This is a genomic window from Kitasatospora sp. NPDC059160, assembly GCF_042755465.1.
Taxonomy (GTDB): domain Bacteria; phylum Actinomycetota; class Actinomycetes; order Streptomycetales; family Streptomycetaceae; genus Kitasatospora.
In genome coordinates this window covers 83,613-108,052 of record NZ_JBHZCN010000011.1, presented here as the reverse complement: position 1 = coordinate 108,052, position 24,440 = coordinate 83,613, and the positions used below count along the sequence as shown (strand labels likewise).

General features: G+C 74.9%; 18 protein-coding genes and 2 pseudogenes. 10 read left to right on the top strand and 10 right to left on the bottom strand.

All coding sequences use genetic code 11. The features are described from left to right. Positions 1-104 precede the first annotated feature (104 nt). Positions 105-2,092, top strand: a pseudogene (locus tag ACFXOZ_RS07160) (heavy metal translocating P-type ATPase). A 72-nt stretch (positions 2,093-2,164) separates the two neighbouring features. Here ACFXOZ_RS07160 and ACFXOZ_RS07155 read toward each other — a convergent pair. After that, the gene (locus ACFXOZ_RS07155) at positions 2,165-2,911 is read right to left on the bottom strand and encodes a G1 family glutamic endopeptidase (protein ID WP_380588166.1); all 747 of its coding nucleotides are present in this window, start codon (positions 2,909-2,911) and stop codon (positions 2,165-2,167) included. Positions 2,912-3,078: 167 nt separating this feature from the next. Beyond that, positions 3,079-4,599: a PTS transporter subunit EIIC gene (locus ACFXOZ_RS07150; RefSeq protein WP_380588164.1), complete on the bottom strand. Its 1,521-nt coding sequence runs from the start codon at positions 4,597-4,599 to the stop codon at positions 3,079-3,081. 727 nt (positions 4,600-5,326) lie between these two features. Here ACFXOZ_RS07150 and ACFXOZ_RS07145 point away from each other — a divergent pair. Next, positions 5,327-7,276, top strand: coding sequence for a putative Ig domain-containing protein (locus ACFXOZ_RS07145; protein ID WP_380588202.1), 1,950 nt, complete (start codon positions 5,327-5,329; stop codon positions 7,274-7,276). Positions 7,277-7,402: 126 nt separating this feature from the next. Here the strand turns inward: ACFXOZ_RS07145 and ACFXOZ_RS07140 are convergent, their stop codons facing one another. Further along, a complete protein-coding gene (locus tag ACFXOZ_RS07140; RefSeq protein WP_380588161.1) occupies positions 7,403-8,119 on the bottom strand; it encodes an SDR family NAD(P)-dependent oxidoreductase in 717 nt (238 codons plus the stop codon). Positions 8,120-8,264: 145 nt separating this feature from the next. Between ACFXOZ_RS07140 and ACFXOZ_RS07135 the strand changes: the two genes are divergently transcribed. Next, positions 8,265-9,317 carry an Lrp/AsnC family transcriptional regulator gene (locus tag ACFXOZ_RS07135; RefSeq protein WP_380588158.1) on the top strand — a complete coding sequence of 351 codons (1,053 nt, stop codon included), beginning with the start codon at positions 8,265-8,267 and terminating at the stop codon, positions 9,315-9,317. Positions 9,318-9,389: 72 nt separating this feature from the next. On the opposite strand, the gene ACFXOZ_RS07130 is transcribed toward ACFXOZ_RS07135, so the two are convergent. From ACFXOZ_RS07130 to ACFXOZ_RS07110, 5 genes are all read right to left on the bottom strand, one after another. Next, positions 9,390-10,715: a cryptochrome/photolyase family protein gene (locus tag ACFXOZ_RS07130; protein WP_380588155.1), complete on the bottom strand. Its 1,326-nt coding sequence runs from the start codon at positions 10,713-10,715 to the stop codon at positions 9,390-9,392. 159 nt (positions 10,716-10,874) lie between these two features. After that, positions 10,875-12,368, bottom strand: coding sequence for an SDR family oxidoreductase (locus tag ACFXOZ_RS07125; protein ID WP_380523370.1), 1,494 nt, complete (start codon positions 12,366-12,368; stop codon positions 10,875-10,877). Positions 12,369-12,449: 81 nt separating this feature from the next. Further along, entirely contained in the window at positions 12,450-13,430 is a 981-nt protein-coding gene (locus ACFXOZ_RS07120; protein ID WP_380588152.1) for a MerR family transcriptional regulator, read from the bottom strand. Further along, complete coding sequence (gene sigK / locus ACFXOZ_RS07115; RefSeq protein ID WP_380588199.1) at positions 13,427-14,128, bottom strand: ECF RNA polymerase sigma factor SigK; 702 nt, start codon at positions 14,126-14,128, stop codon at positions 13,427-13,429. Before sigK ends, ACFXOZ_RS07120 begins: the two co-directional genes overlap by 4 nt. Before the next feature lie 107 nt (positions 14,129-14,235). Next, positions 14,236-15,093: a methyltransferase domain-containing protein gene (locus ACFXOZ_RS07110; protein WP_380588149.1), complete on the bottom strand. Its 858-nt coding sequence runs from the start codon at positions 15,091-15,093 to the stop codon at positions 14,236-14,238. 133 nt (positions 15,094-15,226) lie between these two features. On the opposite strand from ACFXOZ_RS07110, the gene ACFXOZ_RS07105 reads away from it, so the two are divergent. From ACFXOZ_RS07105 to ACFXOZ_RS07080, 6 genes are all read left to right on the top strand, one after another. Continuing rightward, the gene (locus tag ACFXOZ_RS07105) at positions 15,227-15,919 is read left to right on the top strand and encodes a TetR/AcrR family transcriptional regulator (RefSeq protein ID WP_380523373.1); all 693 of its coding nucleotides are present in this window, start codon (positions 15,227-15,229) and stop codon (positions 15,917-15,919) included. Positions 15,920-15,958: 39 nt separating this feature from the next. Then, positions 15,959-17,458, top strand: a complete 1,500-nt coding sequence (locus ACFXOZ_RS07100) for an MFS transporter (protein ID WP_380588146.1) — start codon at positions 15,959-15,961, stop codon at positions 17,456-17,458. A 227-nt stretch (positions 17,459-17,685) separates the two neighbouring features. Beyond that, positions 17,686-18,225 carry an RICIN domain-containing protein gene (locus ACFXOZ_RS07095; RefSeq protein ID WP_380396498.1) on the top strand — a complete coding sequence of 180 codons (540 nt, stop codon included), beginning with the start codon at positions 17,686-17,688 and terminating at the stop codon, positions 18,223-18,225. 211 nt (positions 18,226-18,436) lie between these two features. After that, the gene (locus tag ACFXOZ_RS07090) at positions 18,437-19,993 is read left to right on the top strand and encodes an MFS transporter (RefSeq protein ID WP_380588143.1); all 1,557 of its coding nucleotides are present in this window, start codon (positions 18,437-18,439) and stop codon (positions 19,991-19,993) included. Continuing rightward, a complete protein-coding gene (locus ACFXOZ_RS07085; RefSeq protein ID WP_380523376.1) occupies positions 19,990-20,634 on the top strand; it encodes a TetR/AcrR family transcriptional regulator in 645 nt (214 codons plus the stop codon). Before ACFXOZ_RS07090 ends, ACFXOZ_RS07085 begins: the two co-directional genes overlap by 4 nt. 155 nt (positions 20,635-20,789) lie before the next feature. After that, positions 20,790-21,329: a GNAT family N-acetyltransferase gene (locus tag ACFXOZ_RS07080; RefSeq protein WP_380523377.1), complete on the top strand. Its 540-nt coding sequence runs from the start codon at positions 20,790-20,792 to the stop codon at positions 21,327-21,329. 310 nt (positions 21,330-21,639) lie between these two features. Here the strand turns inward: ACFXOZ_RS07080 and ACFXOZ_RS07075 are convergent. Then, positions 21,640-21,993 (bottom strand): annotated as a pseudogene (locus tag ACFXOZ_RS07075) (class I SAM-dependent methyltransferase); the annotation flags it as partial. Between the two features lie 200 nt (positions 21,994-22,193). Then, the gene (locus tag ACFXOZ_RS07070; RefSeq protein ID WP_380588140.1) at positions 22,194-23,747 is read right to left on the bottom strand and encodes an HD domain-containing phosphohydrolase; all 1,554 of its coding nucleotides are present in this window, start codon (positions 23,745-23,747) and stop codon (positions 22,194-22,196) included. A gap of 89 nt (positions 23,748-23,836) precedes the next feature. Between ACFXOZ_RS07070 and ACFXOZ_RS07065 the strand changes: the two genes are divergently transcribed. Next, positions 23,837-24,373: an NUDIX hydrolase gene (locus ACFXOZ_RS07065; protein ID WP_380530700.1), complete on the top strand. Its 537-nt coding sequence runs from the start codon at positions 23,837-23,839 to the stop codon at positions 24,371-24,373. Positions 24,374-24,440: the final 67 nt, after the last annotated feature.

The window sequence follows — 24,440 nt, the reverse complement described above, 5'->3', positions numbered from 1 at the left end:
CATACATGAAGAAGCGTTCATATGTTCATGTATGGTGAGTGAGTCACCGGCTCCGCCCTGCCCCGAGCCACCGGTTCCGCCCTGCCCCGAAGGGTCCCGTCCGCATGCCCACCACCCTGATCGAGCGCCCCGCGACGCCCGCCGCACCGCGCCCCGACAGCGCCCCGCGCCGCCGCACCCGGGTGTTCGCCCTCCCCGAGGCCCGCTGGGCCGCCGCCGCGACCGCGCTCTTCCTGACCGCGCTCCCGCTCCAGCTCACCGGCGCCCCCGCCTGGGCCTGGGCGCCGCTCTACGCCCTCGCGTACGCCACCGGCGGCTGGGAGCCCGCCTGGGCCGGGCTCCAGGCCCTGCGCGAGAAGACCCTCGACGTCGACCTGCTGATGATCGTCGCCGCGCTCGGCGCCGCCGCCGTCGGCCAGGTCATGGACGGCGCGCTGCTGATCGTCATCTTCGCCACCTCCGGCGCCCTGGAGGCCCTGGCCACCGCCCGCACCGCCGACTCCGTCCGCGGACTGCTCGACCTGGCCCCGCCCACCGCCACCCGGCTGCTGCCCGACGGCGCCGAGGAGAGCGTGCCGACCGAACGGCTCGCCGTCGGCGACACCGTCCTGGTGCGCCCCGGCGAGCGGATCGGCGCCGACGGCCGGGTCCTGGACGGCGCCGGCGAGGTCGACCAGGCCACCATCACCGGCGAGCCGCTGCCCGTACCCAAGCAGCGTGGTGACGAGGTGTTCGCCGGCACCCTCAACGGCACCGGCGCCCTGCGGATCCGGGTCGAACGGGACGCCGCCGACTCGGTGATCGCCCGGATCGTCCAGCTGGTCGAGGAGGCCTCCGAGACCAAGGCGCCGACCCAGCTGTTCATCGAGAAGGTCGAGCAGCGCTACTCGATCGGCATGGTGGTCGCCACCCTGGCCGTCTTCGCCGTGCCGCTCGCCCTCGGCGCCGCCTTCACCGGCTCGCTGCTGCGGGCGATGACCTTCATGATCGTCGCCTCGCCGTGCGCCGTGGTCCTCGCCACCATGCCGCCGCTGCTCTCCGCGATCGCCAACGCCGGTCGCCACGGCGTCCTGGTGAAGTCCGCGGTCGTGATGGAACGCCTGGGCCAGGCCGACGCCGTCGCCCTGGACAAGACCGGCACCCTCACCGAGGGCACCCCCCGGGTCACCGACCTCCGCCCGCTGACCGGCTCCGGCCTGTCGGAGGAGGAGCTGCTCGCACTGGCCGCGGCCGCCGAGCACCCCAGCGAGCACCCGCTCGCCCGCGCCGTCGTCGAGCCCCCCGCACCCGCGGCCTGGCCCTCGCCGCGGCCGAGGACTTCACCTCCGCCCCCGGCATCGGCGTCACCGCCACCGTCGGCGGGCACGCCGTCGCGGTCGGCGCCCCGGCCCGGATGCCGAGCGGCGCCGCGGACGAGGTCCGGGCCGAAGCCGCCGCCCTGGCGGCCGAGTTGGAGGACGGCGGCCGCACCGCCGTCCTGGTCGTACGGGACGGCGTCCCGGTCGGCCTGCTCGGCATCGCCGACCGGCTGCGCCCCGACGCCGCCGCCACCGTCCGCGCGCTCACCGCCCTGACCGGCACCGCCCCGATGCTGCTCACCGGGGACAACCCGCGCGCCGCCGCCCGACTGGCCGCCGAGGTCGGCATCACCGACGTGCGGGCCGGCCTGCTGCCGCAGGACAAGGTCGCCGCCGTCCGCGAGCAGGAGCAGGCAGGGCGGAAGGTCCTGGTGGTCGGCGACGGCGTCAACGACGCGCCCGCGCTGGCCGCCGCCCACACCGGCCTCGCGATGGGCCGGGCCGGCTCCGACCTCGCCCTGGAGACCGCCGACGCCGTCATCGTGCGCGACGAACTCGCCACCGTCCCGGCCGTGGTGGCGCTCTCCCGGCGGGCCCGGTCGCTCGTGGTGCAGAACCTGGTGATCGCCTCGGTGTTCATCTCCGTGCTGGCCGTCTGGGACCTGGTCGCCACCCTCCCGCTGCCGCTGGGCGTCCTCGGCCACGAGGGCTCGACCGTCCTGGTCGGCCTCAACGGCCTGCGGCTGCTCCGCGAGTCCGCCTGGACCAGGGCCCGGGCCGGGACCGGGCGCTGAGCCACCGGCCGAACAGCTCAGGCCGCCGCCCCCGGCACCGAAGGGGGGCGGCGGCCTTCCGCACGCTCGGGGTCAGCTGTGCTTCCAGCTCACCGAGAAGGCGCTGCCGCCGCTCAGCCCGGAGGTGGTGGCCTTGGTGACGCCGCCGGAGGCCATCGTGATGGCGTCCGGGTTGAACCCGCCCAGGCTCTGGCCGTTGACGCTCGCGCCGCTGAACGCCACCGAGTGGAAGTTCGACAGCGGGAGCACCCCGGTGGAGCTGGAGGGGGCCTCGGCGATCACCTCGGCGGAGGCCAGGGCGGCGCTCTTGAGGGACTTGTTGACGGTCCGGCTCCAGCCCGCCGTGGTGTCGGCGAGGGTGAGGGTGAAGGAGCCGCTGCCGTTGGTGGTGACGCTCGCGGTGAAGTGGTCGCCGGGCCGCACGGTGTTGCTGAAGTCGACCGGGTACGCCGGGTACATCTCGTACCAGGACGAGTACACCGGCGAGCCGCCGGAGCAGTCGGCCTCGGTGCCGGTCTGCTCGACGCTGTTGCTGCCGTCGCCGTCCAGGCCGACCCAGAAGCTGGACCAGGTGTCGGTGCCGGTGCAGGAGACGGCGGGCTGGACCCAGCTGGCCTTGACGCTGGTGAACCGGCCGCCGGTGGCGGCGTAGCCGGACCAGTTGCCGCTGGTGCTGTGCAGCGTGCCGCCGCCGTGGTGGGCGGCGAGCGGGGCCTGGACGAGGCTGGGGGCGGTGGCGGCGACGGCCGGTGCGGCGGCGCCGAGGACGGTCAGCAGGGCGGTGGTCACGGCGAGGGTGCGCCGACGTGCTTCGGGCATGGCTACTCCCTTGTGAGGGGGTGGAGTTGGCCGAGCGTCGACAAAGGTAGACCCGCCGGGTCAGCCCGAGAGGTCACGCGGACATAACGAACCGTCACCCCGTCAAGGCGTCACGGGGCAGACCGCGAAGGAGCGGGTGCGTAGGGGCGGAGCGCGAAGGGAGCGCGCTACTCGGTGCCGGCGACCGGCTCGACTGCGGGGAGCACCGGCGACGGGGCCGGCGCGTCGTACTCGGCGAGCATCGCCCGGGTGAAGCCGAAGAAGTAGGTGGCCAGGAAGCCGACGACGTAGCCGGTCAGCAGGCCGCCGCCGTAGACGGCCGCGCTCGCGGCCAGGCCGTGCGGGCCGGCCAGCAGCGGGAACAGGGCCCAGCCGGACGGGCCGACGGCGGTGGCGCCGACGGCGCTGCCGAGCTGGCCGGCCACGCCGACGAAGGCGCCACCGGCGGCGCCGCCCACGCAGGCCGTGACGAACGGGCGGCCGAGCGGCAGGGTGACCCCGTAGACCAGGGGTTCGCCGATGCCGAGCAGCCCGGCCGGGAGGGCGGAGCGGATCGTCGCCCGGATCGAGGCGTTGTGGCGCAGCCGGAGGTAGACGGCTGCGGCGCAGCCGACCTGCCCGGCGCCGGCCATGGCGAGGATCGGCAGCAGCACGGTGGAGCCCTGCTGCTGGATCAGGGTGGTGTGGATCGGGATCAGCGCCTGGTGCAGGCCGAGCATCACCAGCGGCAGGAAGAGGCCGCCGAGCACCATCCCGGCGAGCAGTCCGCCGTGGGCGAGCAGCCAGGTGGCGGCGTGCCCGATGCCGGTGGAGACCTCCCCGGCGACGTACATCAGGCCGTACAGGGCGGCCAGCCCGCCGAACAGGACGGTGACGGTGGGGGTGACCAGGACGTCCAGCGAGGCGGGCACGATCCGCCGTGTCCAGCGCTCCAGCTGGACGGCCAGCAGCGCGGCGAGCAGCGCCCCGACCACGCCGCCCTGGCCGGGGGTGAGGTGCTGGCCGAAGGCCTCCACCTTGGCGACCCCGGCGTAGACGATCACCCCGGCCACCGCCCCGCCGAGCACGGGCGTGCCGCCGAACTCCTTCGCCGTGTTGTAGCCGACGAAGACGGCGAGCAGGGACATGAACCCCGAGGAGACGGCCGTCAGCGCGGCGACCAGGGCCGGGGCCCAGCCGAGGTTGGCCAGCGCCCCGGCGAGCGCGGCGACGATGCCGCAGCCGATCAAGGCGGGGATCAGCGGGACGAAGACGTTCGCGATCCGGCGCAGCGCCCGCTTGACCGGGGTCGCGTTGCGCACCCGGGCCTGCGCCCGGATCCGCTCCCCGCGCCCGGCGAGGTCCTCGGCGGTGGGGGCCGAGGCGGTGGGGGCCGAGGCGGTGGGGGCCGAGGCAGTGGGGACCGGACCGTCCGCCGTCTCGGCCCCACCGCCGGCGTCGAGCAGCCGCAGCAGCTGCGCGGTGACCCCGGCGACGGCCGCCGGGCCGAGCACGATCTGGTAGGTGTCGTCGTCGACCGTGCCCAGGACGGCCGGCAGCGCCGCGAGCGCCGCGCGGTCGACCAGGGAGCGGTCCGCCAGGCCCAGCCGGAGCCGGGTCATGCAGTGGGCCACCGAGCGGATGTTGGCGGCGCCGCCGACCAGCGGGAGGATCGCCTCGGCCACGGCGCGGTTCTTCTCGTCCGACATGCCAAGGGAGGTACCCGAATCGCCCCGGCGCCCAACCGGGTCCCGCCCGGCGAACCCCGTACGCCCCATCCTGCGCGACGGACCCGACGCGCCCTGACGCGACCCGACCCCGACCCGACCCCGACCCGACCCTGACCCGATGCGCCCTGACACCCCGGCGCTCCTTCCCCCACCGCCGCTGAACCGCCCTCGTGCGGTGGGGTGTTGACGAACCGAAGCCGCCCGGCCGCCCACCGCGCCGGCCCGGCCGTACGACGCGGGGCCCGGCCCGGCCTCGGCCGTTCCGTGTGCGAGGTGAACCGCCGCTCAGCGCGGCCGGCGGCGAGGCGGCGCCAGTGGCGGGATCCCGCCCGGTCAAGCCTCGGTCATGGGGTGGACTTCCGCCTTGTTCGCCGCCACCGGACTTGGCTACCTTCCTACCGCTGACGCCGTGAAGGCTCGGCACCACCTCCTTGGCATGCCCCGATCATCGATCGTCCGGCGGCGCCCCCGTCCCCCACGGGCCGACGTGCCGTGCCCCGCCGACCCTCCAGGGCAGCCGTCTGCTCGTGCGCGTCTCCCCCTCACACCCCGGGCCTGCCCGCCGACCGGCCGCCTGACGACGGCCTCCTCGGCGCCCCCGGGGTCCCACCCCCCACCTGGGAGGGCTCCGTTGCGCAACTTCCTCCGTTCCCCCCTGCGGCACCGCCGGCTCCGGGCCGGCACCGCGACCTTCGCGGTCGGCGCCGTGGTCGCCGCCGGCCTCGCGCTCGCCACCCCGGCCGACGCCTCGGCCACCTGGTCCGGCCAGGCCGGTGCCGCCGGCAGCGGCGTCCGGCACGTGTGCGCCAAGCCGAGCGGCCCGCACCGGATGGCCTGCGACGCGCTGGTGCGCACCGACGTCGTCCAGCCGCACGCCTTCGCCCTGAACGCGGTCTCGCCGGACGCGACGCCGTCCGGCCTCGGCCCCGGCGACCTGCAGAGCGCCTACGCCCTGCCCGCCAACGGGGGCGCCGGTCAGACCGTCGCCATCATCGACGCGCAGGACGACCCCAACGCCGAGTCCGACCTGGCGACCTACCGCACGCAGTACGGGCTGCCTGCGTGCACCACCGCCAACGGCTGCTTCAAGAAGATCGACCAGAACGGCGGCACCAGCTACCCGACCTCCGACACCGGCTGGTCGGGCGAGATCTCCCTCGACCTCGACATGGTCTCCGCGGTCGCGCCGAACGCCCACATCCTGCTGGTCGAGGCCAACTCGGCGACCATGGGCGACCTCGGCGCCTCGGTCAACCAGGCCGTCGCCCAGGGCGCGAAGTTCGTCTCCAACAGCTACGGCGGCGCCGAGGACTCCAGCGACACCACCTCGGACAGCCAGTACTTCAACCACCCCGGCGTGGCCATCACCGCCTCCTCCGGCGACTCCGGCTACGGCGCCCAGTACCCGGCCGGCTCCCAGTACGTCACCTCCGTCGGCGGCACCTCGCTGACCCGCGCCTCCAACGCCCGCGGCTGGAGCGAGTCCGTCTGGGGCACCAGCTCCGGCGGCGAGGGCGCCGGCTCCGGCTGCTCCGCCTACGACCCCAAGCCCAGCTGGCAGACCGACAGCGGCTGCGCCAACCGCACCATCGCGGACGTCTCCGCCGTCGCCGACCCGGCCACCGGCGTCGCCGTCTACCAGACCTACGGCGGCAGCGGCTGGGCCGTGTACGGCGGCACCAGCGCCTCCGCGCCGATCATCGCCGCCGTCTACGCCGACGCGGGCGCCCCGGGCGCGGGCGACGTCCCGGCCAAGTACGCCTACCAGCACGCCGGTTCGCTGAACGACGTGACCAGCGGCGCCAACGGCACCTGCTCGCCGACCTACCTCTGCACCGCCGGCGCCGGCTACGACGGACCGACCGGCCTCGGCACCCCCAACGGCCTGGCCGCCTTCACGGCCGGCGGCAGCAGCGGCGGCAACACCGTCACGGTCACCGGCCCCGGCAACCAGAGCGGCACCGTCGGCACCGCGGCCAGCCTGCAGATCCACGCCAGTGACTCGGCCTCCGGCCAGAGCCTCAGCTACTCGGCCACCGGCCTGCCGGCCGGACTGTCGATCAACTCCTCGTCCGGCCTGATCTCCGGCACCCCGACCACCGCGGGCAGCAACAACGTCACGGTCACCGCCAAGGACACCACCGGCGCCACCGGCTCCGCCTCCTTCACCTGGACCGTCGCGGGCTCCGGCGGCGGCACCTGCACCGGCGGCGGCCAGCTGCTCGGCAACCCCGGCTTCGAGACCGGCACCGCCTCTCCGTGGACCGCGTCCAGCGGCGTGATCGACAACTCCAGCAGCGAGCCGAGCCACTCCGGCTCCTGGAAGGCCTGGCTCGACGGCTACGGCAGCACCCACACCGACACCCTGAGCCAGACCGTCACCATCCCGGCCGGCTGCAAGGCGACGCTCAGCTTCTGGCTGCACGTCGACACCGCCGAGACCGGCACCACGGCCTACGACAAGCTCACCGTCCAGGCCAACTCCACCACCCTGCACACCTACTCCAACGTCGACGCCGGCACCGGCTACGTGCAGCGGACCTTCGACCTGTCGAGCTTCGCGGGCCAGAGCGTGACCCTCAAGTTCACCGGCACCGAGGACTCCTCCCTGCAGACCAGCTTCGTCATCGACGACGCGGCCCTCAACGCCTCCTGAGCGACCGTACGACGCGCACAGCTCCAACCCGTGTGGGCCGCAGCCTCGCTGCGGCCCACCGGCCTGTCCCGCGCCGACCTGTCCCGCGCCGGCACCCGTCAACCCCGTGCCTGCGCCCGGCGGGACCTACCAGGGGACGGTCCGGCCGAACCGGTCCAGGTACGCCAGTCCGGGCGTGCCCAGCCGGGACAGCAGGACGTCCACCAGCAGGGGGACGGTCTCCTCGACGGTGAACGGCGCGTCCGGGCCGCCCAGGTCCGTGCGGATCCAGCCCGGCGCCAGGAGCAGGAAGGCCCGCCCGGTGCCGCTGCGCCGGGCCGCGAAGCTCCGCAGGAACATGTTCAGGGCCGCCTTGCTGCCCCGGTAGACCTCGCGGCCGCCGGACGTGTTGTCCGTGATGCTGCCCTGCCCGGAGGACATCACCCCGATCAGGCCCGCAGGGGCGACCAGGTCCTCGAAGGCTTCGATGACGCGCAGGGGGCCGAGCGCGTTGGTGACCATCACGTCGACGAAATCGGCGGTCGTGACCGCCCCGATCGGTGTCCGCTCGTTGCTGGTGGTGCCCGCGTTGACGAAGAGCACGTCGAACCGTCGGTGCGCCAGCCGTTCGTGCAGCGGGGGCAGCAGGCCGGGGTCGTTGACGTCGAGCTGCTCGACGGTCACCCGCCCGCCGGCGCGGTCCGCCAGCTCGTGCAGCGGCGTGCGGGCCGCGGGGTCGCGCACCGTGCCGACCACCGACCAGCCCCGGTCGAGGAACTCCGCCGCCATCGCGTGGCCGAGGCCGCGAGAGGCCCCGACGATCAGGGCGGTCGGTGGGTGCGGTGCGCTGCCTGTCGATGACATCCGGCGTCATCCCCATCTCTTCGGGTCTTCGGGTCTTCGGGGTCTCGCTGCTGCGAGCCCTGCTTCCCGCTTCGGGCACCGCCGAGTGTTCCGCCCGCACCGCCACCCGGGCGAGCCACCGGCCCCCGTCCGTAGGATCGCCCCCATGGCAAGGTCCCCGATGTCGGAATCCACTCCGATCCAGCCCGACGACGTGCGAATCATCCGGGCGTTGCAGATCGCTCCGCGGGCCTCGTTCGCCGCGATCGCGACCGCCCTCGGCCTGACCGAGGGCGCTGTCAACCGCCGCTACCGCCGCCTGTGCGCCGACGGCGTCATCCGGGTGGCCGGCGTGGTCAACCCGGGCGCCCTGGGGCAGAGCAGGTGGCTGGTGCGGCTGCGCTGCCGCCCCGGGAGCGCCCCGGCGATCGCCGACGCGCTGGCCGGGCGGGACGACGTCAACTGGGTGTCGCTGGACGCGGCGGGCTGCGAGATCACCTGCGCGACGCAGTCCCGGACCCGGGAACAGCGCGAGGACCTCCTCGGGCAGCGGCTGCCCCGTACGGCCGCGGTGCTCGACATCAACGCCGTCGCCATGCTCCGCCAGTTCCTCGGCGGGCGCGGCCACTACTGGTCCGCCCTCCAGGGCACGCTGTCCCCGCAGGAGGAGGCGGCACTGGGCGGCGACGGACCCCCGTTCACCGAGTCCCCGGTCGTCCCCCGCGATCCGCTGCACCTCGCCCCGGAGGACGAGAAGCTGCTCGCCGCGCTCGCCGCCGACGGCCGGGCCGGTCTGGTCGACCTCGCCGCGGCCGCCGGGCTCACCCCGGGGCGCGTCTCCCGGCGCCTGGACACCCTGCTCCGGCACCGCGCCGTCCACCTCGACGTGGAGATCGCCGCGGCGGCCCTGGGCTACCACGCCCGCGCCCACCTCTGGCTCCGGGTGCACCCCTCGGAGCTGAAGACCGCGGGCCGCGCCCTGGCGCAGGAGCCAGGGATCGCCTTCGCCGCGGCCGTCTCCGGGCCCTGGAACCTCCACGCCGTCGCGCACTGCCGGGACCTCGACGAACTGTTCGAGTTCACGTCGGAGCGGATCGGGTCCCTCGCCGGGCTCCAGGGCATGGAGGTCTCCCCCGTGCTGAGGCAGGTCAAGCAGGCCGGCACCCGGCTCGTCGGCGACCGCCTCGTCAGCCCGGCCGGCGCCCGTCCACAACGCTGAGCGACCGGGGCGGGGAGCCGGGAGCGGGGAGCGGGGAGCGGTACGAACGGCGGTGGCCCAACGGCGGTGGTGCTACGGGGCGTCCAGCTCCCGGGCCGCGCGCATCCGGACCATCAGCGCGTCGGGGGCGATGATCGGGTCCGGGTACTCGGGGGCGAGCATCCACGGGCGGTGCACGGCCGGCCCGGGCAGGTGGGCCAACTCCGGTACCCAGCGCCGTACGTAGGCCCCGTCGGGGTCGTAGCGGTCGGCCTGGCGCAGCGGGTTGAGCACCCGGTTGGGCCGGGTGTCGGTGCCGGTGCCGGCCACCCACTGCCAGTTGAGCTGGTTGTTCGCGACGTCGCCGTCGACCAGCAGGGAGAGGAAGTGGGCGGCGCCGATCCGCCAGTCCAGGTAGAGGGACTTGGCGAGGAAGCTGGCCGTCAGCAGCCGGGCCCGGTTGTGCATCCAGCCCTCCTCGGCGAGCTGGCGCATCCCGGCGTCGACGATCGGGTAGCCGGTGCGGCCCTCCCGCCAGGCCTGGGCCTCGTGCTCGTCCCGGTGCCAGCGGTCCTCCCGGGTGCGGTAGTCGCGGTGCGCGGCGTCGGGCCGGGCGGCGAGCACCTGGTGGTGGAAGTCCCGCCAGGCCAGCTGCCGGACGAAGGCCTCCGCCCCGGGGCCGCCGCGCTGGAGGGCGCGGGCGGTCAGCTCGGTGGCCGACAGGCAGCCGAAGTGCAGGTACGGGGAGAGCCGGGAGGTGTCGTCGGCCGCCAGGTCGTCGTGGACGTCGGCGTACGCGTCGACGTCCCAGCGCCGCCAGCGCTCCCGGGCCGCGGTCTCGCCGCCGCGCGGCAGCGAGGGTGAGAACGGGCCGCTGACCGCGAGGTTCTCGCTGCCGATGCCGTCCGGTGTGCGGATCACCCGGGGCGCGCCCAGCACGGTGCGGTGCGGGGTCTGCTGCCAGGCCCGGTGGTACGGGGTGAAGACGGCGTAGTGGTCGCGGCCCGCCGGGGCGACCCGGCCGGGCGGCACGACGGTCACCGAGGCGTCGTGGACGTGCAGCCGGTCGCCGAACAGGGCGAGCAGCGCGGCCTCGCGCCGCCGGGCGTAGCCGCTGACCCCGGCGGCGACGTGCACCGTCCCGGCCCCGGTCTCGGCGACGAGCCCGGCCGTCTGCTCGGCGGTCGGCCCCCGGCGGACGATCAGCCGGGAGCCGGTGCGGCGCAGCGAGGCGTCCAGGTCGGCGAGGCAGTCGGCCAGGAAGGCCAGCCGGTTGGGGGCGGCGAAGCCGGCCGCCTCGACGGCCGGGTCGAGGACGAACAGCGGCACCACCTGGTCGGCGGCGGCGCGGGCGGCGTGCAGCACGGGGTTGTCGTGCAGGCGCAGGTCCTGGGTGAACAGGGCGATCGAGACGGTCATCGGCGGGACCTCGGAGCGGGTGCGGTCGGGGTTCTGGGGGTGGGGTGCGGCGGGTGCGGCGGGTGCGGCGGGTGCCGGACCGTTCCCGGTCCTTCGGAGCGGGTCACCGCGCGGATTGGCGGTGCTCCCGCGGTCCGCCCCGCCACGGTGGGCGACCGGTCAGGCGGCATGCCGGGCCCGTTCGGTGATGTTGCGCGCCATGGCGTCGAAGACCACCGAGTGGAACGGCGCCACCGACCACCAGTAGGCGTGGCCGGCCAGTCCGTGCGGGTGGAACAGGGCGCGCTGGCGGTAGCGGGCGCCGCCTTCGCCGTCCGGGGAGACCCGCAGTTCGAGCCAGGCCAGGCCGGGCAGCCGCATCTCGGCCCGCAGCCGCAGCAGACGCCCGGGTTCGATCTCCTCGACCCGCCAGAAGTCGAGGGCGTCGCCGACCCGCAGGTGCTCCGGGTCGCGTCGCCCGCGCCGCAGGCCGACCCCGCCGGCCAGCCGGTCGAGGGTGCCGCGCAGCGCCCAGGCGAACGGGAGGGAGTACCAGCCGTTGTCGCCGCCGACGCCCTCGACGACCCGCCACACGGCGGCCGGGTCGGCGTCCACCCGCCGTTCCCGCAGGTCCTGGTAGAGGCTGCCGCCGGCCCAGTCGGGGTCGGTGGGCAGCGGGTCGCTGGGGGCGCCGGGCAGCGAGGCGGAGGACCACCGGGTGGTGACCCGGGCCTCGCGGATGCGGCGCAGGGCGAGTTCGAGGGCGCGGTCGAAACCGGTCAGGCCCTGCGGCGGGTCGGGGATCCAGCGGGCGACGTCGTGCTCGTGGCAGACGACCTCGTGCCGCAGCGACTCCACCAGCGGGCGGGCGAGTGGCCCGGGCACGGGGGTGACCAGGCCGACCCAGTGGCTGGACAGCGCCGGGGTGAGCACCGGCACCGGCAGGATCAGCCGTGGCGGCAGGCCGGCCGCGCGGGCGTAGCGCTGCATCATCAGCCGGTAGGTCAGCACGTCCGGTCCGCCGATGTCGAAGGCCCGGTCGACCTCGGGCGGCAGCCCGGCCGCGCCGACCAGGTAGTGGAGCACGTCGCGGACGGCGACGGGCTGGATCCGGGTGTTGACCCAGCGCGGGGTGACCATGGCGGGCAGGCGTTCGGTCAGGTAGCGGAGCATCTCGAAGGAGGCGGAGCCGGAGCCGATGATGACGGCGGCCCGCAGTTCGGCGGTGGGCACCCCGGCCTCCCGCAGCACCCGGCCGACCTCGGCACGCGAGCGCAGGTGCGGGGACAGCTCGGCCTCGGGCACCCCGGCGGGCACCAGCCCGCTGAGGTAGACGATCCGGCCGACCCCGGCCCGGGCGGCCGCGCGGGCGAAGGCGCGGGCGGCGCGGCGGTCGGTGGACTCGAAGTCCGGCCCGGTGCCGAGGGAGTGGACCAGGTAGTAGGCGACGTCGACGCCGTCGAAGGCGCCGTCCAGCGCCTCCGGCCGGGTGACGTCACCCGCGACCGCCTCCACCTCGGCGCGCCACGGCTGGTCGCGCAGCCGGCCCGGGTCGCGGGCCAGGCAGCGGACGCGGTGCCCGGCGGCGAGCAGTTCGGGGACCAGGCGGCCGCCGATGTAGCCGGTGGCGCCGGTGACCAGGCAGTGCTTGCCGGTCGGGGTCGGCTCGTCCATGGTCCGCTCCTTCGGTTCCTTCCGTACGGCGGGGTGTGCCCGGTGGGTGTCCGGGGGCCGGGGGGGGTGCCCCGGTCCTGGTCAGCGGAGCAGCGCCTCCAGGTGGTCGACGGCCGTGGCGAGGTCGCGCGGCCGCAGGGTGCCCGGTGGGCGGCGGGGGCCGGCCCAGCCCGGCCCGGCGACCAGCACCACCGGCTGGGTGCGCGCGCCCTGCGGGCCCCAGGCCGTCCGGACCACCCGTTCCACCAGGGCCCGGTCCGCGGTGCGGGTGACCTGCGACCAGAGCAGCACGGCGGGCGGGCCGGTCCGGCGCACCGCTTCGAGCAGCGCCTCGGGCGGCAGGGCGGGGCCGAACATCCGGAACGGCAGGCCGCGTTCGGCCAGCGCCGCGGCGAGCGCCTCCAGCGGGAGGGCGTGCAGTTCGGACGGCATCCCGGCGAGCAGCACGGCCGGGCCGGGCAGCGGCTCCGGCCGGTCGGCGACCCGGCGCAGCGCGGCCGCCACGTGCCAGGACAGCAGGTGCTCCACCTCGACGTAGCGCTCGCCCTCGGCGACCCACTTGCGCCCGGCCGCCCGCAGCGCCGGGGTCATCACCTCCGTCCAGGCGACGACGGCGCCGAGCTCGTCGACGCTGCGGCGCAGGATGCGGGCCACCTCGGGGGCGTCCAGCCGGACGGCGGCCCGGGCCAGGCCCCGGCACTCGGGGCGCACGGTGCCCACCGGCAGGGTGTTGCCGCCGGAGGCCGTCCCCGTCCGGGCGGTCGGCCGCCCGGGCCCGGAGCCGGACCCGGAGCCGGAGCCGGTTCCAGGGCCGGACCCGGACGCCAGGGCCGTCCGGGCGGCCTCGGCGGGGTTGACGCCCCGGGCGGTGAGCCGGCACATCTCCTCCAGGACGGCCACGTCCTCCGGCTCCCAGCGGCGGTGCCGCCCGGGGGCGCGGTGGGCCGGGCCGATGCCGTAGCGGCGCTCCCAGGACCGGATGGTGGTGGGCGAGACGCCGAGCCGGCGGGCGAGGGCTCCGGTGGTCAGTCCGGCCGGGGCCGGTGCGGTCGGGGCGGTCACGGCCGCGAGCCTACGACGGGGCGCCGGGGCCCGGTCGGCCGACGCGCGCGCGGCCGGGGCGGGGGCCCGGCCGCGTCGCCGAGCTCCTCGCGCAGCCGGCCGAGGGCGTCGCGGATGCGGGTCTTGACGGTGCCCAGCGGCGCGCCGAGCGCGGCGGCGGCCTGGGTGTGGGTGCAGCCGCCGAAGTAGACCAGCAGCAGGCACTCGCGCTGGACCTCGGTCAGCCCGGCCAGCGCGTGCCGGACCGTCCGGCGCTCCAGCTCGCGCTCCAGCGCGCCCTCGACCTGCTCGGCGACCTGGTCGAAGTCCGGGGTGTAGCCGCGCAGCGCGGCGGCGCGGTCCCGGTCGGCGGCCGCCCGGGCGGAGCGGACCCGGTCGACGGCGCGGTGGTGGGCCACGGTGAGCATCCAGGTCAGCACCTCGCCCCGCTCGGGGCGGTAGCGCGGGGCCTCCCGCCAGACCTGCCAGAACGCCTCCTGGACGACCTCCTCCGCCTGCGCGCGGTCGCGCACCACCCGCAGCACCAGGCCCAGCACGGCGCCGGCGGTGGCCGCGTAGAGCTCCTCGAAGGCCCGCTCGTCGCCCCGGGCGGTCCCGGCCATCAGCACGCGCAGCCGGGCCCGCCCGTCGGCGGTCCGCTCGGGTACGGCCGGTACGGCGGGTCCGGTGGGCCGCGCGGTGGGTGGCCGGTCGGTGATTGCCTGCACGTTCCGACCGTCGCGCACTCACACGCTGCACCGGTAGTCGCATCGTTTTCGCAGCGTTGCCGGTCCGGCGGGCCGTCCAGGTCAGCGGCCCCGACCGGTCAGTGCCCGTCGCGGCCGTCCCGGCCGTGGAAGATCCCCCAGCTCAACCGGCCCTGCCGGCACGCCTCCACCCAGAGCGGCAGGTTCTCCAGCAGCCCCGCGACGTAGTCCGGCCCGATGAGCCGGCGCAGCTCCGGGGCCCGGCGTTCGGTCTCCGCCACCAGGCGCAGGTAGTGGGTGAGGAGTTGGCCGCCGTCGTCGTCGAAGTCGACCCGGAGCGGGCCGAGTTCGGCGAACCGCTTCAAGTAGTAGCCGGGGGTGGCGAGTTCGGACACCTCCAGTCGCGCCACCACCGCCCGCAGCGTCTCGGGCGCGACCCCCTCGGCGGCCATCACGTCGGTGAAGACCACCTCGCCCCCGGGCCGGAGCACCCGGGTGACCTCGGCGAGCAGCCGGTCGCGGTCGGGGCTGTGGCAGAAGGCCTCCTGCGACCAGACGACGTCGAAGTGGCCGTCCGGGAAGGGGATGTCCTGGAACGAGCCGGTGACGACCTCGATCGACCGGTCGAGCCCCTGGGCGGCGTTGACGGCCCGGTGGTGCGCGTTCTGCCGCTCGCTGATGTTGAGCGCGACCACCCGGCACCCGAACCGCCCGGCCAGGTAGCGGGTCGCACCGCCGTACCCGGACCCGAGGTCCAGCACCGTGGCCCCGGGGCGCCCGAGCCGCCCGGCGACCTTCGCCGCCACCCGTTCCACGGTGCGCCGGGACGCCCGCGCGATGGACTCGTCCGGTTCGAGGTACGTCCCGGTGTGGATGTCCTCCCCGCCCCACACCGTGGCGTAGAAGCCGTCGACCTCGGCGCTCCCGTAGTAACGGCGCGCCGTCTCCACCGCGCCTGCGGCACCCTGCTCGGCCATGGGGTCCAACCCTTCGCTTCGCTCCGCTGTCGACTGCTGACCCTACGTCATCGAACCGTCCGACCGAAGGCATTGGCGCGGCCCGGAAATGGAGCGACTCCAGAAATCCGGCGACTACGGCTAGGCTTGATCCATGCCCACCCGCACCGACACCCCCGCCGAGACCACCTCCGGCCTGCGCGAACGCAAGCGGGAGCGGACCCGTCGCACCATCGGGGACGCGGCGTTCCGGCTGTTCGCCGCACACGGCTTCGAGGAGGTGCGGCTCACCGACATCGCGGCGGCGGCCGAGGTCGCGCCCGCGACGGTGTTCACGCACTTCCGGACGAAGGAGGAGATCTTCTTCAGCCGCCGGGCCGACTTCAACCAGGGGCTGACCGCGGCCGTGGCGGGGGCGGGCACCACCCTGGGACTGATCGCCGCCCTGGAGGCGTGCTTCCGTTCCGTCACCCGGATCGGGCTCGACGAGGACGGCCTGCCCCGGTCCCGGACCTTCGCGGGCGTGCTGCTGGCGAGCCCGGCGCTGCGCGACGCGTACCTGGTGCTGGACCGGGAGCGGCGGGAGCTGCTGCTCGCGGCGCTGACCGAGCGGGCCGCCGGCCGGACGGCCGTGGCCGACCAGGAGCTGTTCGCCGGCCTGGTGGGCGCGGTGGCCTCCGCCGCGTTCGGCGCCCGGCACCGGCTGCTGGCCCAGGGGGCGCCGGTCGGGGACGTCGAGGCCGGTGTGGACGAGGTGCTGCGGCGCGGCTTCGGGCGGATCGCCACCGCCTACGCGGGGGACGCGGCCCTGGACGCGGCACATGCAGCGCCCACCGCAGTCGGATAGGAAATAGGAGGACTCTATTTATAGAGTTACTCTTCCCCCATGCCTGAGCCAGCCCCCGCACCGCGCGCACGCACCACCCCGCCCGCCGACTCGACCCCGGGCACCACCCCGGACATCACCCCGGACGGAAGCACCGACGGGACCTCCGCCCCGGACCGCCGGAGCTCGACCGTCCTGTGGATCGCCTGCGCCGCCCAGTTCATGGTCGTCCTCGACGTGTCGATCGTGAACGTCGCCCTGCCGCAGGTCCGCGACAGCCTCGGCCTCAGCCCGGCCGGGCTCCAGTGGATCGTCAACGCCTACACCCTCGGCTTCGCCGGGCTGCTGCTGCTCGGCGGCCGCCTCGCCGACCTGATCGGCGCCAAGCGCGCCTTCACCACCGGGCTGGCCGCCTTCACCACCGCCTCCCTGGTCTGCGGCCTGGCCGGCAACGGCCCGCTGCTGATCGCCGCCCGCGCCACCCAGGGCGTCGGCGGCGCGATGCTCGCCCCGGCCACCCTGACCCTGATCATGACCACCTTCACCGAACCCCGCGCCCGCACCCGGGCGATGGGCGCCTGGAGCGCCGTGATGGCCGCGGGCGGCGCGGCCGGCGCGGTGCTGGGCGGCGTGCTCACCCAGTACGCGGGCTGGCGCTGGGTGTTCTTCGTCAACGTGCCGATCGGCATGGTCCTGGTGGTCGCCGCCGTCCGCTCCGTCCCCGTCGGGCAGCGCCCGCGCGCCGGCCGCCGCCTGGACCTGCCCGGGGCGCTCACCGTCACCCTGGGGCTGACCCTGCTCACCTACGGCATCGTCGCCACCGAGACCCACCCGTGGGGCGCGCCCCAGGTGTGGGCCCCCGTCGCGGCCGCCCTCGCGCTGCTCACCGCGTTCGCCGTCATCGAGGCCCGCACCGCCCAGCCGCTGGTGCCGCTCACGATCCTGCGCCGCCCCGTGCTGGTCCTGGCCAACGCGACCGTGTTCGCCCTGGGGGCGGCCATGTTCGCGATGTGGTTCCTGCTCTCGCTCTACTTCCAGCAGGTCCTCCTGTGGGACCCGCTGCGGGCGGGCCTGGCCTTCGTCCCCGGCGCGCTCGCGATCATCGCCGGCGCCCGGATCGCCACCCGGCTGATCGGGCGGACCGGCGCGCGCCCGCTGATGCTCCTCGGCACGGCGGTGAGCACCGCCGGGTTCGGCTGGCTGTCGCAGATCACCGTCGACGGCTCGTACGCCACCGACGTCCTGCCGCCGTTCGTCCTCTGCACCCTGGGCCTGGGCCTGGCCACGATGCCGCTCACCGTCGCGGCCACCGCCGGCTCCCGGCCCGAGGAGGCCGGGCTGGCCTCGGGGCTGGTGAACACCTCACGGCAGGTCGGCGGCGCCCTCGGCCTCGCCGCGCTCGCCTCCGTCGCCTCGCACACCGCCGCCTCCCACGGCGGCACCGCGGCCCAGGCCGCCACCGCCGGCTACGGACGGGCCCTGCTCGCCGCGGCCGCCTTCACCACCGTCGCCGCACTCCTGGCCCTCGCCCTCCCGGGCCCCCGCGCGGCCCGCGGCTGAATCCCCCGGGGCGCCGCATCCCCCGGGCGCTGCATCCGCTCGCCGCGCGGCGCCGTCGACACCCTGCGTCTGCCCGCCGAACCCTGGGCGGGATGCGGAGGCCGCCGCCGGCCCCGGGCCCACGACCCCGCTTCGTCTCCTGTTCGTTGCCGCTCGGTGATCATCGTGCGGAGGGATTCCCCTACGATCGTGATCAACAGCTTGTCGATCAACGGGGGAAGATCATCATGCGCAAACTCCTGGCCACGTTCGCCGCCGTCGCCGCAGCACCTCTGCTCGCCGCCACGCTCGGCACCGGCACCGCCCACGCCGATACCAGGTCCGTCTGGGGTGAGGTCCGGTTCGCCAACGGCTACTGCCTCGACGTCTCCGGCGCCGACTTCGTCTCCGGCGCCACGGTCCAGATCTGGGGATGCAACGGCACCCAGGCCCAGCAGTGGTCGCTGTACCCGGCGGACGCCACCCACTTCCAGATCCAGGCGGCCACGAGCAACGACCACGTGCACACCCTGTGCGTGAACAACTGGGAGGGGGGCGACGTCACCGGCAACCACATGCGCCTGTACCCCTGCACCCAGGGCTCCGCGAACGACACCTGGTTCAACTGGGTCCACAAGGGCAACGGCAGGCAGATGCAGCCGAAGGTCGCCTCCGCCAACTGCCTCAACTCCTGGGGCGGGCTCTACCAGGGCGCCCAGGCCCGCTTGTTCTCCTGCTACGACAGCGCCGAGGAGAACGTCGTCTCCGCCCCGATCTTTCCGATGTAGCCCGACCACGGCAGGCCCGGCCACTCGCACGCGAGCGGCCTGACCCCAACGCGCACAACGGCCCCGTACTCCCGACCCCGGGAGCACGGGGCCTCGCCGTTGCATGCCCAGGGGCCGGTGCGGCCCGTCGCCCGGGCCTCCTATTTTGACAGTCGACTCCCATATGGGAGTCTGGTGTCAGATTCGTGGTTCGGTTCTCCTGGAGGTTGGCATGGTGTGCCCGTCGTCGGCGCTGTCCCGCTCGCGGCGCTGGTGGGCACTGGCGGCCCTGGTGGCCTGCAATCTGCTGCTCGGCCTGGACACGACGGTCCTGAACGTGGCGCTGCCCTCGATCTCGGCGGAGCTGGGTGCCACGGGCGGGCAGTTGCAGTGGATGGTGAACGGCTACCTGGTGGTGCTCGCGGCCCTGATGCTCCCGGGCGGGCTGCTGGGCGACCGCTTCGGCCGACGGCGCGTGCTCGTGGCCGGCCTGGGGGTCTTCCTGGGCGCCTCGTTGCTGGGTGCCTCCGCCCACACGGTCTGGCCGGTCGTCGTGGCCCGTGCGCTGATGGGTGCGGGTGCCGCACTGGTCATGCCGCTGGCACTGTCCGTGCTGCCGTCCCTGTTCGGCCCGCGGGAGCGCGACCGGGCCCTCGGCGTCGTCTCGGCGGTGTCCGCGCTCGGGTTCCCGCTCGGCCCGTTGCTGGGCGGCTGGCTGGTGGAGCGGTTCTGGTGGGGCTCGGTCTTCCTGGTCAACGTGCCGCTGGCGCTCGCCGGCATCGCGGCCTGCGTGTTCCTGCTGCCGGAGAGCCGGGACCCGGCCTCGCCCCGGCTCGACGTCACCGGCGCCGCGCTGACGGTCGCGGGACTGGGCGCTCTGGTCCTCGCCCTGAACGAAGGACCCGCACGGGGCTGGGCCAGCCCTCCGGTCCTGGGCGCGGCCGCGGCCTCGGCCGTGCTGCTGGCCGCTCTGGTACGGCGCTCGCGCGGCCGGGAGCGGCCGTTGCTGGACCTGTCCCTGCTGCGGCAGCCGGAGTTCGTGTGGAGCACGGCGGCGGCCACGCTGGTCTCGTTCGTCCTGGCCGCCCTCATGTTCGCCCTGCCCCAGCACCTCCAGGACGTCCGCGGCTACGACGGCCAGGGCGCCGGACTGGCGATGCTGCCGCTGATGGCCGCCATGGCGGCCGCCCCCAGGCTGACCGGCGCGCTCACCGCCCGCTTCGGCCCGCGCGCCGTGATCGGCGGCGGGCTGCTCACCCTGTCCGCCGCCACCCTCCTCGGCGCGGCCGTGGGGCAGGCGGGCGGATACCCGGCCCTGGCGCTGTGGCTGGCACTGGCCGGCCTGGGACTCGGTACGGCGATCGTGCCCGCCGTGGGCAACGCCCTGGGCGCACTGCCCACCGAACGCGCCGGCAGCGGCTCCGGCCTGCTGACCACGCTGCGCCAGTGCGGTTCCGCGCTCGGAGTGGCGGTGCTCGGTGGCATCCTGACCAGCGTGTACGCGGCCCGGCTGGACACCGACGCCGTCCCCGCCGCCCAGGCCGTGGCGGCGCGGCAGTCCGTCGCCGCCGCCCATCTGGTGGCCGACCGCCTCACGGACGGCCGGCTGGCGGCCTCGGCCGACCGCGCCTTCACGGACGGGACGCGTGTCCTCCTGGCGGCCTGCGCGGCCGCCGCACTGACCGTCGCCCTGCTCGTGCTCCGGTTCCTGCCCGCCCCCGCACCCGCACCTGCCCCCGCACCCCGACCCGGAACCACCGCCCCCGACCGAAGGACCGCCGAACGATGACCCCCGAGACCCCCACGCCAGCCCCGCCCGCCACGCCCGCCACGGGCACCACCGGTGACCGGTCCGGGCTGCGGGAACGGAAGAAGGCCCGGACCCGGCAGGCGATCCGCCGCGCCGCCTACCGCCTGTTCGCCGAGAACGGGTACGAGGCCACCCGGGTCGAGGAGATCGCCGCCGCCGCCGAGGTCTCGCCCAGCACCGTCTTCCGCTACTTCGCCACCAAGGAGGACATCGTCCTCACCGACGAGCAGGACCCGCTCCTGGCAGCCGGACTGCGGTCCCGCCCCGCCGGCGAACCGGTCCTCGAATCCCTGCGCCACGCCGTCCTCGACACCCTGGACCACCTCCACGCCACCGACCGCACCGAACTCGTCCAGCGCACCCGCCTCGTCCGCGAGGTCCCGGTGATCCGCGGCCGCACCGCCGAACAGGCCGCACGGGACGCGGACATGCTCGCCGCTGTCCTCGCCGAACGCGCCGGACACCCCGCCGACTCCCTGCCCGTCCGCGTCATCTGCGTCGCCGTGATGGCCGCCGTCGACGAGACCCTGTGGCAGTGGGTCAGCGGCGGCCAGCAGGAAGACCTGCACGACCTCGTCGACCGGACCATGGACCTCCTCGCCAGGGGGATGACCCTCTGATCCCACGGCCACGCTCGTGGCCCCGTCCGCGCGGGCCCGCGTCAGGCGCCTCCGACGGTAGAGGCCAGTACGATGCAGCCGGGATTTCCGGCCGACCCGTTCGTCCTGAGAAAAATGGATTGCCTTGGGGCCGGAGCTCACGTTGGCTGGGCAGCATGGCTGAACTGCGTACCGACCGCCTCATCCTTCGTCGATGGGAAGACTCCGACCTTGAACCGTGGGCGGCGATGAATGCTGATCCCGAGGTTCGCGAGCACTTGGGGGACCAGCTCACCCGTGAACAGAGCGACGCCTCCGTGGCGCGGTTCCAGGCCGAGTTCGACCGGCGAGGCTACGGATGGTGGGCGGTCGAGGTGCGGGCCACGGGCGAGTTCGTCGGCTTCGCGGGCTTGGACCAGGTGGATGACGGTCTGCCGTTCACCGGGGTGGAGATCGGTTGGAGGCTCGCCCGCTCGGCCTGGGGCCACGGTTACGCCACCGAGGCCGCCCTCGCCGGCCTGGCCTTCGGCTTCGACACGCTCGAACTCCCCGAGATCCTCGCGGTGACGACTGCGACCAACCTCCGTTCCCAGGCAGTGATGCGCCGGATCGGCATGACCCGAGACCCGGCTGACGATTTCGAGGACACCACCGCGCCCGAAGGGCCGCTGCGTCCGAACGTGCTGTACCGCATCGCCCGTGACGTGAGGGTCTGACCCTCTCGGTTTGGAGGCTCGGCCCTCGGCTCTGTGGCCTGGTCGCTCGGTCGGGCCGCAGCAGGGCGGTGGCCCGACCAGGGGTCGCCGCCGGGAGCCTGGCGCTGCCCAGCACGGCCGGGCCGATGAAGGACGGACTCGCGGGGAAGACCTGGCGCTCGACGTGGTCGACGACGAATCCGGCCGCCCGGATCGAGTCGAGCGTCGGACGGTTGCACTCGCAGCAGACCACCAGCCGGTTCAGCCAGTTCATCCGGTCCTGGTGGCGGGCCGCCTTCGGGTCCTCCGAGCGCATGTGCTCCAGGAAGAGCAGCCGCCCGCCGGGGCGCAGCACCCGGCCGAGCTGGCGCAGTGCCCGCTGCTGGTCGCTCACCCCGCAGAGCACCAGCGTGGACACGACGACGTCGAAGCTGTCGTCCTCGAACGGAAGGTCCTCGGCCGGGGCCCGCAGGACCGTGGTGCGCGGAGCCCGCTCCGCGGCGTGGCGCTCCAGCCGGCGGACCATCGCCGGTTCGGGCTCGGTGACCGTCAGCGACTCCACGCCGTCGCTGTAGAGGGCGAGGTTGGCCCCGGTGCCGCCGCCGATTTCGAGCACCCGGCCGCCGGCCTCGGCGATCAACCGGCGGCGCAGGTCGGTCAGGCCCTGGCGCTCGGCCTTGGCCATCATCCGGTCGTAGGTCACCGCGAACAGTGTGCTTCTGACGCCCATGACTGCCTCGCTCCACGGTCCGATGTTCTGCCTCGACGGTTCTGCCTCAACGGTTCTGCCTCGACGCTAGGCCCGTGCCGTGCCCGGCACATGGGGCGGATGCCTCATCTTCGACATCTTCCTCCGGGCCGTCGTTCCCGGAGCCGGCCCCGCTCTCAGAGCAGACCGTGCTGCACCGCGAAGAGGCAGGCCGAGGCCCGGGTCGAGGTCCCGATCTTGGCGTAGATGTGCTCGATGTGGTTGCGCGCGGTCTTGGGCGAGATCACCAGCCGTGCGGCGATCTCCTTGCTGGAGCAGCCGCGGGCCAGCAGCCGCAGCACGTCGATCTCCCGGGTGGTCAGGCCCGCGGGCCCGGTGCCGCGCCGGGGCGTGCGGTGCCCGGCGGCCGCGAGGACCCCGGCGACCGCCTCGCCGTCCAGGCGTCCGGCGGCGACCTCGGCGTGCAGCTGCGCGGCGGCCTCCGCCGCCCGGAGCGCCGCCCGGTGCGGGCGCGGCTCGGTCATCGACCGGTACGCGTCCGCGACGCCCAGGATCCGGCTCGGCCAGGAGATCGCGCCGCCCGCGAGCCCGCGCGGGTAGCCGGAGCCGTCCAGCCGTTCGCGGTACTGCACGGCGACCTCGCCCAGGGGCGCGAGCGCCGGGGACTGCCGAAGCATCCGCTCCGTCAGATAGGGCTGCAGCCGGACCCGTTCCCACTCCCCCGCGCCCAGCGGTCCCGGTTTGTCCCAGATCGCGTTGGAGACGCCGAGGCGGCCCAGGCCGTGCACCAGGCCGGCCCGGCGCAGCGTCGTCACCTCGGCCGGACCCATCCGCAGCCCGAGCGCCGCCGCCTCGGCCAGCGCCGCCACGGCACGGCCGTGGCCCAGCGTGTACGGGGACTTCAGATCCACGAAGTCGGCGACCGCGAGCAGCGCCGCGTCGAACTCCTCCTCCCCGAGCCGCACGCCGAGCGCGGGCTCGGCCCCGATCACCGCCTCCCAGGTACGGACCGTGTCCAGCCCGCCCACGATCTCCTCGGGCTCCCGGCAGAACTCGGCCGCGAGCCCGGGATCGAACTGCGTCCCCGCCCGACGCCTGGCCAGCGCCGTGGCCGCGCCGGTCCCGCCGATCCGGTGTGCCACCTCGACGTACTCGGACAGCTGAGCGAGCCGGGAGGGCAGCGGCACGGCCTCACCCTTGAGCTCTCCCGGCCAGCCGCGCCCGTCCCACTGCTCGTACGAACAGGCCACCGCCTCCTGCACGGCGTCCGGCAGACCGAGCCGGCGGGCGAGCTCGCGGGCCAGCGCCGAGTGCGAGCTGATCATCCCGTTCATCTCGCGGAACCCGCCGAGCGTGAACTCCAGGCCGACCCGGAACCGGTGCAGCGGCGGGTTGCCCGATCCGATCAACCGCAGCGTCGCCGCCGCGCCCGCCAGACTGCGCTGCTCGTGGGCGTACTTGCCGGACTTCAACGTGATGTCGTCGCCGAACCACTTCGCCTGCTCGTGCGCGTCCGAATGGCAGCCGACGTTGACCAGCAACGCTGTGTAGTAGACGACCAACCGGGTGTCGTCGTCCAGGCCGAGCCGCTCGGCCAGTCGCAACGCGATCAGGCACTGGCGCAGCACGTGCTCCATCGGCTGGCCGAACCCGAGGTCCACGCCCAGGGAGAGCGCGGCCACCAGCTCCGCCAGACGCACCCCCGCTCCGCCCGTCGCGCGGCTCGTCACCATCACCACGCTACGCCCCCACGCGCCCTGATCTCGATCGGTGGAGGAAGCCCGGTCTCCTACCGGGCCCGGCCCCGTACAGTCCTCGCATGACCGACACCACGCCGTGGCGCGAGATCCAACGCACGACCGTCTTCGAGAAGTTCGGCCGGGCCGTCGATCAGGTCCACTTCGAGATGCCGGACGGACAGCAGGAGGAGTTCTACCTCAAACGCGAGCGTCCGGGCGCCGCCGTGCTCGCGCTCACCCCTGACCGGCAGGTCATCCTGGCCCGCCAGTACCGCCCCGGGCCCGACCGCGTGCTGCACGAACTTCCCGGGGGCGTCATCGATCCCGGTGAACGGGCCATGGACGCCATCGGCCGTGAACTGCTGGAGGAGACCGGCTACCAGGGCACCATCACCGAGGCCGGTTCCTACTGGCACGACGCCTACTCCACCATCCGCCGCTACGCCTTCCTCGCCACCGACTGCGTGCGCGTCGCCGAACCGGACCCCGAGCGCACGGAGTTCATCGACGTGGTCACCCTCCCCCTCCAGGAGTTCCGCGACCGCGTGCTCCGCCGGGGTGCGATGACCGACACGGCCGCGGCCTACCTCGCCCTCGACCGCCTTCGGATCCTCTGACCGGCGGGCAGGGCAGCCGACTTCGTGCCGCCGACAGCCCCGCCACGCCCGGTGGGCCGGGCTCAGG